The 12,755-nt window shown below is 48.1% G+C and carries 16 protein-coding genes; 5 read left to right on the top strand and 11 right to left on the bottom strand.

What is annotated here, in order from left to right; translation table 11 throughout:
* Positions 1 to 129: 129 nt before the first annotated feature.
* Positions 130 to 642: a YwhD family protein gene (locus LCM00_RS11940; RefSeq protein WP_224902009.1), complete on the bottom strand. Its 513-nt coding sequence runs from the start codon at positions 640 to 642 to the stop codon at positions 130 to 132.
* Between the two features lie 72 nt (positions 643 to 714).
* The gene (locus tag LCM00_RS11935; protein ID WP_224902006.1) at positions 715 to 1,377 is read right to left on the bottom strand and encodes a site-2 protease family protein; all 663 of its coding nucleotides are present in this window, start codon (positions 1,375 to 1,377) and stop codon (positions 715 to 717) included.
* Positions 1,378 to 1,531: 154 nt separating this feature from the next.
* On the opposite strand from LCM00_RS11935, the gene LCM00_RS11930 reads away from it, so the two are divergent.
* The gene (locus tag LCM00_RS11930; RefSeq protein WP_224902281.1) at positions 1,532 to 1,771 is read left to right on the top strand and encodes a 2-hydroxymuconate tautomerase; all 240 of its coding nucleotides are present in this window, start codon (positions 1,532 to 1,534) and stop codon (positions 1,769 to 1,771) included.
* A 46-nt stretch (positions 1,772 to 1,817) separates the two neighbouring features.
* On the opposite strand, the gene LCM00_RS11925 is transcribed toward LCM00_RS11930, so the two are convergent.
* The 3 genes from LCM00_RS11925 to LCM00_RS11915 all read right to left on the bottom strand — a co-directional run bounded on the left by LCM00_RS11925 (position 1,818) and on the right by LCM00_RS11915 (position 4,199).
* Positions 1,818 to 2,324: a YwgA family protein gene (locus tag LCM00_RS11925; RefSeq protein ID WP_009791656.1), complete on the bottom strand. Its 507-nt coding sequence runs from the start codon at positions 2,322 to 2,324 to the stop codon at positions 1,818 to 1,820.
* A 49-nt stretch (positions 2,325 to 2,373) separates the two neighbouring features.
* Complete coding sequence (locus tag LCM00_RS11920) at positions 2,374 to 3,672, bottom strand: HD domain-containing protein (RefSeq protein ID WP_224902001.1); 1,299 nt, start codon at positions 3,670 to 3,672, stop codon at positions 2,374 to 2,376.
* A gap of 302 nt (positions 3,673 to 3,974) precedes the next feature.
* Positions 3,975 to 4,199, bottom strand: coding sequence for a DUF1450 domain-containing protein (locus LCM00_RS11915; RefSeq protein ID WP_022544517.1), 225 nt, complete (start codon positions 4,197 to 4,199; stop codon positions 3,975 to 3,977).
* A 312-nt stretch (positions 4,200 to 4,511) separates the two neighbouring features.
* On the opposite strand from LCM00_RS11915, the gene LCM00_RS11910 reads away from it, so the two are divergent.
* Positions 4,512 to 5,291: an RsfA family transcriptional regulator gene (locus LCM00_RS11910; protein WP_224901998.1), complete on the top strand. Its 780-nt coding sequence runs from the start codon at positions 4,512 to 4,514 to the stop codon at positions 5,289 to 5,291.
* A gap of 107 nt (positions 5,292 to 5,398) precedes the next feature.
* Here the strand turns inward: LCM00_RS11910 and LCM00_RS11905 are convergent, their stop codons facing one another.
* Together LCM00_RS11905 and pta are read right to left on the bottom strand one after the other, a co-directional pair.
* Positions 5,399 to 6,253 carry a lipoate--protein ligase family protein gene (locus tag LCM00_RS11905; protein WP_224901995.1) on the bottom strand — a complete coding sequence of 285 codons (855 nt, stop codon included), beginning with the start codon at positions 6,251 to 6,253 and terminating at the stop codon, positions 5,399 to 5,401.
* A gap of 399 nt (positions 6,254 to 6,652) precedes the next feature.
* Positions 6,653 to 7,630 (bottom strand): phosphate acetyltransferase, encoded by a 978-nt coding sequence (gene pta / locus LCM00_RS11900; protein ID WP_224901992.1) that lies wholly within the window; start codon positions 7,628 to 7,630, stop codon positions 6,653 to 6,655.
* A gap of 455 nt (positions 7,631 to 8,085) precedes the next feature.
* On the opposite strand from pta, the gene hemQ reads away from it, so the two are divergent.
* From hemQ to gerQ, 3 genes are all read left to right on the top strand, one after another.
* Positions 8,086 to 8,829 carry a hydrogen peroxide-dependent heme synthase gene (hemQ, locus tag LCM00_RS11895; protein WP_263623337.1) on the top strand — a complete coding sequence of 248 codons (744 nt, stop codon included), beginning with the start codon at positions 8,086 to 8,088 and terminating at the stop codon, positions 8,827 to 8,829.
* Positions 8,830 to 9,096: 267 nt separating this feature from the next.
* Positions 9,097 to 9,519 (top strand): cell wall hydrolase, encoded by a 423-nt coding sequence (locus LCM00_RS11890; RefSeq protein ID WP_224901989.1) that lies wholly within the window; start codon positions 9,097 to 9,099, stop codon positions 9,517 to 9,519.
* Between the two features lie 21 nt (positions 9,520 to 9,540).
* Positions 9,541 to 10,044, top strand: coding sequence for a spore coat protein GerQ (gene gerQ, locus LCM00_RS11885; protein WP_224901985.1), 504 nt, complete (start codon positions 9,541 to 9,543; stop codon positions 10,042 to 10,044).
* A gap of 35 nt (positions 10,045 to 10,079) precedes the next feature.
* Here gerQ and LCM00_RS11880 read toward each other — a convergent pair whose 3' ends face one another.
* The 4 genes from LCM00_RS11880 to LCM00_RS11860 form a co-directional block, all read right to left on the bottom strand.
* The gene (locus tag LCM00_RS11880; RefSeq protein ID WP_009794339.1) at positions 10,080 to 10,451 is read right to left on the bottom strand and encodes a DUF423 domain-containing protein; all 372 of its coding nucleotides are present in this window, start codon (positions 10,449 to 10,451) and stop codon (positions 10,080 to 10,082) included.
* 23 nt (positions 10,452 to 10,474) lie between these two features.
* A complete protein-coding gene (locus tag LCM00_RS11875) occupies positions 10,475 to 10,756 on the bottom strand; it encodes a YwdI family protein (protein WP_224901982.1) in 282 nt (93 codons plus the stop codon).
* A 478-nt stretch (positions 10,757 to 11,234) separates the two neighbouring features.
* On the bottom strand, positions 11,235 to 11,909 hold the full coding sequence (locus tag LCM00_RS11865) for a uracil-DNA glycosylase (protein WP_404802155.1): 675 nt from the start codon (positions 11,907 to 11,909) through the stop codon (positions 11,235 to 11,237).
* Positions 11,893 to 12,669 carry a DUF4230 domain-containing protein gene (locus LCM00_RS11860; RefSeq protein ID WP_224901977.1) on the bottom strand — a complete coding sequence of 259 codons (777 nt, stop codon included), beginning with the start codon at positions 12,667 to 12,669 and terminating at the stop codon, positions 11,893 to 11,895. Before LCM00_RS11860 ends, LCM00_RS11865 begins: the two co-directional genes overlap by 17 nt.
* Positions 12,670 to 12,755 lie beyond the last annotated feature (86 nt).

Genomic DNA, 12,755 nt, shown 5'->3' with positions numbered 1-12,755 from the left:
CCCGGGGTTTTTCGTGTCCTAGTTCTATACAGTGCATCAACACTGTAAATAAGTTTACTTTTTTTATCGCCGCTCGGCAAGTAGGTTGGAATTTAAGTTCGAAAATCTGTCACAATTTCGTCAAATATTTCAGCTGACAGCCAAATCCTTTTTCAGCTGGTCTTCTGCTCTTTCCCACATGCCCATATCGTGATTCTTCAGGAAGTCTGCAAGGATTCCTTTAGACTTGTCATCCATATGGTCGACGATGATATGACGTTTGATGCTTTTATCAAGCCTGTTGACATGCTCAGGCAGCAGTTTATAGCCGCGGCGGATTTCCCTGTCCACCGTCATAAAGCAAGCAGTGACACCGGCATAATAAGGGCCTTCCTGCTTGCGGTCGATCGTCACCCATACGAGCCAGTAAGGCTTTCCGTTCGGAACGTCTTCCTGGTTTGTCAGGAACTTGATTCCTTTTTCTACAGTGCTTCTCGCATGCATAGCGCCGATATCAACATGGGCATCCCCCGCTTCTACATCCACAAAGACCGGTGACACATTATCAAGGCTGAGGGAACCTCCCCCAAAGCCGCCATGCCCGTCTGTCGGGTCGCTCTTAATGATGTTAAAGCCAATATTTTTTTTCTTCTTATCTTCCATTTGAATTATCCTCCTTTTAAAAAGGTCAGTTATCTTAGTTTGATCTTTAATTCAGGCCTGATTCCCGGGTCGTCAGCCGCGCAGGAACAGTCCCGAGAAGAAGTCGTGCATTCCGTTGATCAGAACCGGCAGCACTGTGCTGAAGATCGGCTGGATCGTATACTGATCGAGCGGTGTGATGACAAGAATCAGGAATATAATAGAACCATATGCCTCAAACTGTGTCAGCTTCGGCCTGATTCCCGCCGGGGCGAGATCCTCAATGATCCGGTATCCGTCAAGAGGCGGAAAAGGCAGCAGATTAAACACAAACAGCATAAGATTCAAATAAATGAACAAATCCAGAAACTCGGGCACAAAATCAGGCAGGCCCGCTGCTGCACCGGCCGCGGCCAGTCCGTACCAGATGCCGAGGCCCAGGCCAGCCATCAAAAGATTGCTGAGCGGTCCGGCAAGCGAAACCGAAATCCCCGCCAGTCTTGGATTTTTAAAGTGGAAACGGTTCACCGGCACAGGCCGCGCCCAGCCGAATCCTGCTATAAAAATCAGGATGGTTCCAAGGGGATCCAGATGGTGGATCGGATTGAGCGTCAGCCGCCCCTGCTTCTGGGCCGTCGGGTCGCCGAATTTATAAGCAACAAACGCATGGGCAAATTCATGGACCGTAAAAGCGATCATCAAAGTCAAAGCAACATAGGGAATCTCCCTTAAAGAAAAGGCTAAGAATTGTTCCAACGGCAATACCCCTTTATTTGAATGAATAAAGTCCTCAGGCAGCAGGCACTTGCCTGCACACTTATCTATTTTTCAGTATACATGAAATGCCTGGCGAAGGGAAAACTCCGCTTCCGGGAAAAGCCCAGCGTTCGCCGGCGTTCCGAACTGGCACATCCCGCAAGCCTTCTGCTATAGTAAAAAGTATAAAAAGGAGGAAGTTAATATGCCATATGTTACAGTCAAAATGCTTGAAGGACGTACAGAAGACCAGAAAAAAGCTCTTGTTGAAAAAGTGACCGATGCGGTCAGCGAAACGACCGGTGCTTCCAAAGACAAAGTCGTCGTATTTATCGAAGAAATGAGCAAAAACCACTATGCCGTCGCAGGCAAACGCTTAAGCGACGAAGTTTAAACTGGCTTCGTAAGGCCGCAAACTAAAGAAAAAGCTAAGCACACCGCTAGTGCTTAGCTTTTTCTTTCAGCTTTTCGATATATTGATAGGCCTCTTCAACCTCTTCTTCTGTGTACTTCTGCTTGCTTTTTAAAGTGAAGACCTTCTCCTGCACCTCTTCGCGGGGAAGATTATCAAAATATAAAACTGTTGAGACAAGCTCCAGGAATCTTGCATTCTGGCTGTTCATATCCTCCAGGCAGTCCGGCAGGCAGGGCATATCAACCTGGTTGACGGAAAGAAATTCCCGGCCGTTGTCCGTCAGTGTGTACCGGTATTGAAAATAGCCGCCCTTCTTCTCTTTCACTTCATTCAGGAAGCCCATATTGCAAAGCTCCTCCACCCTCAATGTCAGCTCCTCTGAATACGGCCCGTAAAAGTGGAACTGAAACCGCTCCTGAAAAGGAAAAGAAATCTTCTTTGCAATAAAAATCATCTTCTGAAGCTTTTTCCGGCCGATGACTTCCCCGGAAGCCGCCAAAGCGTGCACCAAATTGGCATGATCTTTTAACAAAACCCCTCATCTCCTACTCCAAAGTAATTACCGCGTTTATGTATGTCGATTAGATCTCCAGCATTTCACGGATTTTTTTCTTAACAGTCTTCTTGCTGCCCTCGTCCATAATCAAATCAGCAGGATAATATAATTTGTGGTCCGTCCGCCTTTTTCCGGAGATCGCATCAACGATTTCCGATTCGCGCGACAGTTCCCGCAGGTCCCCGTTTTTCATCTGCAGGTGGATCGGAAGACGCTCCTCTTCCTCTCCCGGCCTGTAAAAGTCATACGGAAGATCTGAGGAGGAATCGACAACCAGGTAATACTCAGGATCAAGCCCTGCCTTGCTGAACAGCACAGACAGCTCGGCCAGCTTCTTGTATTCCTTCGCCGGGTCGAACTCCACATATTTAAAAAGATTGCGGTCCATATACCGCTTGCACAAATCCCTCAGGATCGGATCTTCTTCTTCCTGCCACATCTGGAAATAATAGAGTATCACGGCTTCATCAAGCTTCAGATAGTCTTCCAGCGTCACTTCGCCTTCAAACAGTGTATAGAAATGGAGGGGAAGGTACTTGAACGCATAATAATTTTCATGGAGCTGCTTGGCCCGGTGCAGGATTTTCGTCAATATGACTTCCGCACTCCTTGTAACCGGGTGGAAATAGACCTGCCAGTACATCTGGTAGCGGCTCATGATATAATCCTCGACCGCATGCATGCCGCTCTGCTTGATGACAACCTGGTCCTCCCTCGGGCGCATGACCCGGAGGATCCTTTCCATATCAAAATGGCCGTAGCTGACACCCGTAAAATACGCATCGCGCTGCAGATAGTCCATCCTGTCGGCATCGATCTGGCTGGAAATCAGGCTGACGACCTGCTTATTCCGGTAAGTCTTCGCAATCACATCAGCTACATCCTTCGGAAAATCCTTCCCCGCTCTTGAAAGGACAAGATTCACTTCTGTATTGCCAAGGATGATCGCCTGTGTGTAATGCTCATGATCCAGGTCGAATACCTTCTCGAATGAGTGGGAAAATGGGCCATGCCCCAAATCGTGCAGGAGCGCCGCGCATAGGGATACAAGCCGTTCATTTCCATCCCACTGTTCACGGCCGGCAAATACATCATCGATGATCCGCCTGACAATCTCGTAGACTCCGAGTGAGTGATTGAAGCGGCTGTGCTCTGCCCCGTGGAAGGTCAGATAAGTCGTCCCCAGCTGCTTGATCCGCCTCAAGCGCTGAAATTCCCTCGTCCCGATCAAATCCCAGATCATTCTGTCACGAACATGAATATAGCGATGGACAGGGTCCTTGAATACTTTTTCTTCGCTTAATTTTTCCGTTGAATATGGCATCTTTTCCCCTCTTCCTGTGCACCTGCCTGGCTTATTCCCGTTTTTTTCCTTTGTATCTATTATAGCCAGTTTTCACCGCTAAATCATTACAAAATCTGCTGTAATTCCCTTTTCTTCGACAAAATCCAGACACAGCAGGGCTTTCGGAAAAATAAAATTCCCCCTGTGTCCAGATGATGTTCTTTTTCCACAAACAGGCAGCAGGCTAAACGTACCGGGAAGAAAAGAAACTGCCTGATCTGCTGCAGCTGCACAGCATTCAGCGAATAAAAAATCACCTTAAGACAGGTGTCAAAGGCGATTTATTTTTTCAGCTTTTTTTCGATTTTCTCTCTTAGCTCTTCTTCCGACAATGCTGCCAGCGGACGGTTGTTGACAAATGCAAAGGTCTTCTTCCTGCCCGGCCCGCAATAGGATTGGCAGCCTACGTCCACTTTTGCCTCAGGGTCGATATCCTTCAGCATGGGGATCAGTGTTTTCAGATTAACTGCCTGGCAGTCGTCGCAAACACGGAATTCGTTTGCCATTTTGTACATCCCTTTCTCGGTCTATCATTTTTATCTATAGAAGTTTTAATTGCTATCTCAATTAATCTGCCCGGAGGCACTAAAGGGTATTTTACATTTTCTCAACTTGTATTGCAAGCTGCAATCTTTAGCTTCGATGGCAGGCTGCAGGGATTTTTTCCAGCATATTCTCCCTTTTCTCCCCACTCCCTGAATATATCAGAAAAAAAAACTACTATCCTTTTATTCCCTCTGTATAAAGAAAGAAAGATGTGGCCATGCTAGGGCTAGAAGGTTATATAAACCAATTTTGCCCAGGGAGCTGAAGAAAAAATGAAAGTAAGACAGGATGCATGGTCAGAAGAAAATGATTTATTGCTTGCTGAAACGGTATTAAGGCATGTCAGGGAAGGAAGCACCCAGCTGAACGCTTTCGAGGAAGTCGGAGATAAGCTGAACCGCACCTCTGCTGCCTGCGGATTCCGCTGGAACGCTGTTGTAAGGCACCGCTACGAAAAGGCGCTGCAGCTCGCCAAGAAACAGCGCAAACAGCGCAACAGGCTGCTCGGGAAAGAACAGGGCGGCAAGAAAAAGCTGCTGTACAATCCTCCGGTTCCAGCCGTTGAAGAAGTTGAATTACTCACTGCTGATACACTGCCAATGCCAGAGGAAACAGAAGTCTATACGGAGACTTATACAGAGATAGATATAGATGCTGATGCAGATGCTGAGGAAGAAACAATGGAAGCTCCAGAACCAGTATTCTCTTATCCTGCCTATCAATCGGCGCCACAGCCGCGGGCCCAGCTGAATCTGGACTCTGTCATCAGCTATTTGCAAAGCCTGAACGGCTCCACCCTCAGCGCTGATCTGTTAAAAAGCGAGAATGAAAGATTAAAGCGCGAAATCGCGATGCTAAGGAGCCAGAACGAGGAATTATCAGGAAAAATCGGCATGCTGGAGCAAAATACCATCACGATCCAGGAAGATTACGAGACGCTCATGAAAATCATGAACAGGGCAAGAAAACTGGTTCTGTTTGATGAGGAAGAACGCCCGGCCACCAAATTCAAGATGGACCGCAACGGGAACCTGGAAAAGGTAGCAGAATAGAGGACCCCGCTGTTTTATAGACTTGGAGAGAAGAAATGGCAGCAGCCTGCCCCCTTAAATAGAAAACCGCCCATTTTTAATGGGCGGTTTTACTATTTGATGGATGATCAGGCGTGATCCTGAAGGGTGCCGAATACTTTTTCATTCCGCTCGGCGACCCGCTCATAATAGCTTTCATAAAGTACGGCCTCTTCTTCATTCAGCCCGCCGGCATACAGCCTGCCTGATCTGCTTTTCAGCACGTTCAGGAACCTCATCATCACATCTGCGATCGTCAGCCCGGCCTGGAGCAGCTCGCTGAGCGATGCCATGACCGGCGGTGTAATGTCAGGGTACAAGAACTTCGTGACCGCATCCTTTTTCGCCCTGGTGTAAAACTCCCGTACCAATTCAGCCCGCCCGCTTCCGCTGCCATTTACGCATAAATAGATCTGGACTGCCACTCCCTTGCGCAGCCTGCGCTGGGAAATGCCGGCAAACTTCCTGCCGCCGATGCTCAGATCATAGCTCCCGGGGCAATAGGAGCCGACGATTTCCCTTGCTTCTATTTCATATGGAAAGTCGCTGAACATTTCTTTTATTAAAAGCCACATAGCATCATAGCCGCGGTTGATATCAATCCCTTTTTCCGATTCTGGAAAAATGAGAGACAAATTCAGTACACCCTCATCCAGCACAACTGCCAGGCCGCCCGAATTGCGGACAATCGTCCGGTAACCCTGCTCGCGCAGCCAGTCCACCCCGTCTTCCAGATACGGAAGGCGCGAATCCTGGATGCCAAGCACAATCGTCCGGTCATGAACCCATGCCCTTGCCGTTGCCGGGGTTTTCCCAGAGCCGACAGAAGCACAGAGTGTATCATCCATCCCGAACGAATGCATCGCATTCAAATGCAGACCTGCACTCGACTGGTCTATTATCCGCCACTCCGGCTGATGCAGCAGCTCACTTGCTTCGTTCATCTTCAGTACTCCTTTAAATAAGCAATATGGGTATTATTATAGCATATGGGGGGCGGGGAGAAGAAAAGGGGCGGAGCCGCTGATTGAGAGCGCGATTTGATTATGGGGATCCGCGTTTTGACTGCTATTTCTGCAGAAAACTGCTCTTGCTGCCTGAAAACAGTCCATCTTTTGGTGGCACAGACGGCGCTGGCGTTGCTGTTCTGTTCAATTCGGAGCATATTCTACCGAGCTGGTACGGGAATCTACCGAATTCACGCTATATTCTACCGAACCCACGCCATAATCTACCGGATCAGGCGTTTTTTCTACCAACCGGCAGCTGGACAGCCTCACTCACCGCGCCAAGCCGCATCACATAAAAAAGAACCGGCACACAATGCACCGGATCTATTCCTATTACTGATTCAATGCCTGAGCTGCTGTAATTAGCGCAAGCTTATACACGTCTTCCTGGTCGCATCCGCGGGACAGGTCGTTTACCGGGCGGTTCAGGCCTTGAAGGATCGGTCCGACCGCTTCAAAGTTACCCAGGCGCTGGGCAATTTTGTAGCCGATATTCCCTGCTTCCAGGCTTGGGAATACAAATACATTAGCATCTCCCTGCAGCGGTGAATCCGGAGCTTTCTTTTCAGCAACGGATGGAACGAAGGCAGCGTCGAACTGGAATTCGCCGTCCACGATGAGCAATGGCTCGCGAAGCTTGGCTTCTTCAACTGCCTGGGATACTTTTTCTGTTTCAGGTGATTTCGCAGAGCCCTTTGTAGAGAAGCTCAGCATGGCGACGCGCGGATCGATGTCGAACATTCTTGCTGTCTTGGCGCTTTCGATGGCGATTTCCGCAAGATCTGCGCTGTCTGGTGCAATATTGATTGCACAGTCGGCAAACACATACTTTTCATCTTCGCGGACCATGATGAAGACACCGGAAGTCTTTTTGACGCCTTCTTTTGTTTTGATGATCTGAAGTGCCGGGCGGACTGTATCTGCAGTAGAGTGTGCAGCTCCGCTTACAAGGCCGTCTGCTTTATTTGCATAAACAAGCATGGTACCGAAATAGTTTTCATCAAGAAGAATGCGGCGGGCATCTTCTTCTGTCGCTTTTCCTTTGCGGCGCTCAACGAATGCAGCAACAAGTTCGTCCATCATGGCAAAGTTTTTCGGATCGTAGATTTCAACAAACTCAAGGGATACATCCAATGACTTTGCTTTATCCTCGATGTGGGCAATGTCCCCGATCAGAATAGGCGTAAGAATTTTATCAGCTGCCAGACGGCCTGCTGCTGTCAGAATCCTTTCATCCGTTCCCTCAGGAAATACGATTCGCAGATTATTGCCGGAAACCTTGTTCCTTAATCCTTCAAAAAGATCACTCATATGAAAAATCCTCCTTTTATATGTAACAAATCACTCGACTAAAGCGGCGCTGAGACTGCCTTTATCCATAGAGAAGGCACCCCGGGCCGCTATTCTCACTCCCTTAGGATACTCCTCCACTGTGAAAATTCAAGAACAAGGAGAAGTGGCAGCGGTTACACCTGAAATGTTTTTGTTTTCTTAAAATTCTTATATTTAATACTTGGAATCCGATAGTTCCGGACGATGTTAATATGGTCCTTTTCGCCGGAAAATATCCGATTCCGCCCCGTTCTGTTTGTCTTGTCTGCTATTCTTTTGAATCCCCTTGTTTTCACTGTTGGAAACCTGATTGAGAATTATTTTTGAACAGCAGATAAGTGACATATAATTTTCAAGTTTCAGGCAGACGTGTTATGGTGAAACTATGATATAGTATTGGTGAGAATTCGAGTACATATATAGGAGTGATCAGAATGACTGAAGCAGCACAAACGCTTGATGGCTGGTATTGCCTCCATGATTTCCGCACAATGGATTGGACTACATGGAAAATGACTCCGAAAGAAGAGCGCGATGCAGCAATCCAGGAGTTTATGGGTCTTGTGGATAAATGGAATTCCGTGCAGAGCGAAAAAAATGGCAGCCATGCTTTATATACGATCGTTGGCCAAAAAGCAGATTTCATGATGATGATCCTGCGCCCTACAATGGAAGAGCTGAATGAGATTGAGAATGAGTTCAATAAATCAAAGCTTGCCGAGTATACGATTCCGGCACATTCTTATGTTTCCGTTGTGGAGCTCAGCAACTATCTGCCGGCCGGAGAGGATCCTTACCAGAACCCGCATGTCCTGGCACGCCTTTACCCAGAGCTTCCTAAAGCAAAGTATGTCTGCTTCTACCCGATGGACAAGCGCCGCCAGGGTGAAGACAACTGGTATATGCTCCCTATGGAAGACCGCCGCAATATGATGCGCAGCCACGGCATGATCGGCCGCCAATATGCAGGCAAAGTAAAGCAGGTCATCACCGGCTCTGTCGGCTTTGACGATTATGAGTGGGGAGTAACCCTTTTCGCGGACGATGTGCTTCAATTCAAGAAGCTTGTCTACGAAATGCGCTTTGATGAAGTGAGTGCCCGCTACGGCGAATTTGGCTCCTTCTTTGTAGGAAACCTGCTCCTGGAAGATCAGGTAGGCAGCTTCCTGAGTGTTTAATAATATATGAATCAAGCCTCGGCTCTTGCCGGGGCTTTTTTTCATTGAAAAATAATTCGTCACATTGCTTGCATTTCGGCTTCCAATTTTTCTATCTATTCAGTTACCTATAGATAGATTCCTGCTTACTGAGCAAGCCCCCTCCGCTTTTCTTTTCCCCATCAGGCATAATACAGCATTTCCCACATATTTATGAAATAGTGAGTTTGGTTTTAAACGGATACTTTCACTTACAGCCTTTTAATAGCTGCTGAGAGAGGTGAAGTTATGGCCGTTATTCCTTATACCGAAGAGGATGTAAGGCTTCTCGCACGGCTGATGCGTGCAGAGGCTGAAGGGGAAGGAAATCTGGGCATGCTGATGGTCGGCAACGTCGGGGTGAACCGGGTCAGGGCCGATTGCCTGGATTTCAAGGAGATTCCTTCCATCCGAAAAATGGTTTATCAGCGGCCAGGCGGATTTGAAGCCACCATCAAGGGCTACTTTTATCAGCGGCCCCGCCAAAATGAGCTCGACCTGGCCAGGAAAGTCATCAAGGGGCAGCGCCATCATCCTGCCAGCAATTCGCTCTGGTTTTTCCGCCCCACCGGGGACTGCCCTGCGCAATGGTATAATCAGCCGAATGCAGGAAGATATAAATCACATTGCTTCTTCCAGCCGGCACAGGCAGACTGTCCCACTGTTTATTAATGAATTTAGGAGGGATTTATCTTGAAACAGCAATCTGTACCGCAGCAGCAATATGTCGATTACCGCACTTATCCGCCTTATCAGCAGCAGCAGCCACAGCAGCAGCAGCCTTACTATGGGGCCGGCACACAGGCACAGGGATACGGCGCCCAGCAGGCCTATCCGCAGATGCCGTCCGGTTCCATGCTCACCACATCTCCAACTACTGGAGTCTCGCCAGCCGCACAGGTCCCGGGAATGCTTCCAATTGAACAATCTTATATTGAAAACATCCTCCGTCTGAACAAAGGGAAGCTGGCAACCGTTTACGCCACCTTTGAGAACAACCGGGAGTGGAATGCGAAGATTTTCAAGGGAATCATTGAAGCAGCCGGAAGGGATCATCTGATCTTGAGTGATCCGCAGTCAGGCACACGCTATCTGATCCCGATGATTTACCTGGATTATATTACGTTTGATGAGGAAATAGAGTATGACTATCCATATGGAGCGGCTCCAGGGCTGGCAGCCTTTCCGCCAAGATAATGAAAAGCCTGGCTTATGCAGCCAGGCTCATTTTTTTACAGATATTTAACTGCGGCAATGATCAGGAGAACCCACGCAGCAAGGAAGGCAACTCCGCCGAGCGGCGTGATGGCGCCGAGGACACTGATCTTTGTCAGCGTCAGGACGTACAGGCTTCCGGAGAAAAGGATGATTCCAATCAGCATCAGCCAGCCGGACCAAGAGAGTAAGGCCGTTGCCGGCAGGCGTCCCAGCAGAACCCCGATGATCAGGAGCCCGGTGGCATGGAACATTTGATAGGTTACGCCTGTTTTCCATGTTTCAAGATACTTTGGTTCCACTTTCCCTTCCAGGCCGTGGGCGCCGAAAGCACCAAGAGCAACAGCCAGGAATGCATTGATTGCACCGATTATGATAAAAATTTTCATGATTTCACCTCTTCATTTACTGCTTAAAAGTCGAAAATTGAATCTCCGTTCGCTTCATTTTCCATATTCATCTTTCTGGGCTGCTGAATCGAAGCCAGCGGCACGCTTTCCTGTACCGGCTGAGGAATATAAGATGCAGCCGGGCGCACCGGCTCAGAACTTGTCTTCTCACCTTCCAGAAGCAGCTCGCATAAAGCCTTTATGGAATATACCCGTTCCCGGATCCGTTCCTCAGAAGAGCTTGATTTGGCCTCCTGCAGCTCCTTTTCCATCTTGGCAAGCAGATTTCCAACAGGGATCTGCATAGTATTCACCTCTTTTTTCTGTGTCTCTACAGCTTCATTTTCGGCAGCAGGCAACCATGCTATTCAGAATAGCATCAATCACTTGGCCTTTCCCTCAAACTTGAGGCAAGGATGGCCCGAAGCCCTTTCAACCTCTTTGGATGGCAGCTGCCTTCCCTTGAATTGAAACGCCCTGCACCCTTTCGGAAACTGCCGGTCCCATGTCACGTAGAAATGCTTGCATTTAAAGCAATTAGCTTGATTGCTGTTCAATCCTGTCATCCTTTGCTGAGTCTTATTTCTAACTCATTTGGCTATCGGTTTCTATTTTACATGACTTGTACCCATTATACATCCTAAAACTCTGACAGTTCTTTGAATAGAGAAAGGCGGAAGCGCCTTGCCCACGTTATTTTATACTTGTCTATTAAAAAATGCCGTCAGCTTTCGACGGCATTTTCATATATACAATTTCCGTTCCACGTGAAACATGCCGGAATTAGAGATCTGGTATCTGCCAGTCTATCTCTTCTTCCCCATTATCCTTCAAAATCTGATTGGTTTTTGAAAAATGATGATTCCCAAAGAATCCTCTTCTTGCTGATAATGGGCTGGGGTGAACCGATTTAAGGATTATATGGTGCGGATTATCAATCAGCTTGGCCTTTTCCTGGGCCGGCTTTCCCCAAAGCAGGAACACCACCGGCTTTTCCCTTTCATTCAGAAGGCTGATGACGCTATTGGTGAAGGTTTCCCAGCCCTTATTTTTATGGGAATGGGCTTCTCCCTCCCGCACAGTCAAAACGGTATTCAGCAGCAGGACACCCTGCTCCGCCCAGCTGACCAGATATCCATTATCAGGGATTTTGCAGCCAAGGTCTTCATGAAGCTCCTTGAAGATATTCCTTAAGGACGGAGGGATCCTGGTCTGCGGCTTGACCGAGAAGCTCAAACCGTGGGCCTGCCCTGGTCCATGGTAAGGATCCTGGCCCAGGATGACCACTTTTACATCCTCATAATCGGTATACTTCAGGCTGTTGAAGATATCCTCCCTGGCCGGATAGACCGTCCCGCTCGCATATTCCTCTTCCAGGAATCTCTCCAGCTCATGAAAATACGCTTTTTCGAACTCTTCTTCCAAAAGCTCGCCCCAGCGGTTATTTAATAGCTGCATCAGAATCCCCCTTATAGCTGACAGAGGCTTCATAGCCCAGCCTGCCAAAAAATTCGCTGATCGTTTTTTCCGCGTTCTTCTCAGCAAGTTCAAGAATCCCCTGGTCAATCGCTTCCGCCTCTACCATTTCCTTTGCCTCCGCTGCAAGGCTGTATGCCTCATCCCAATTCACATCATCCCGAAAAATGCCGGAAGCCGAAAAGGTTTGGACATGCTCCAAATCGAGCGATGGTTCCTGGAGGATGCTTGCCTTCGGAAGGGAAACTTCGATCCTCTTATCCTCTTCCGATACCTTGATGTCCTTTTCTCCAATCTGCTCAAGATCGACCCCTGCCGTTACCGTTCCCGGGACAATCAGCAGAAGCTTGCGCTTTGTCCCCGGCAGATCCGTTTCTATCTGCCTGCCAAACAGTTCATTGTCTTCTTTCTCGATCACGGCTTTCACAAGCGCCTGTGACGATGCCAGCGTAGACAGGCCGCGCACCTGCTCTATAAAACTCCCTTTCTCTTCTTGAGCTGATGATCCTGTATAAAAATAAAAGATTCCTGCTGTAAGCAAAATTCCGATCATAATAAGCGACAATAAAAGCAGTCCGATTTTCCAGCTCCACTTCCTGAATCCGTAGCGCAAGAATCGTGAAAAGGTAAACGCACCACCGCTGCCTTCAAGAGCGGCGGCACTTGCAGCCTGCTTGCGGGAAGTCTTCAGTTCCTTCATAAGCGCCTCCATCTGTTCTAATACTTCCTGGTCTTTTTTCAATATTTACGCTCCTTTTCTATACCCGTTCATTTCCATTATAAAATGGCAACTGCCTTTTTTGTAAAATTTTGCTGAAACATCATACA

This window comes from Bacillus infantis, from assembly GCF_020171945.1.
Classification (GTDB): Bacteria; Bacillota; Bacilli; order Bacillales; family Cytobacillaceae; genus Bacillus_AB; species Bacillus_AB infantis_A.
Note: the sequence above shows the minus strand (reverse complement) of the source record. Positions and strands in the feature narration are given on the sequence as shown.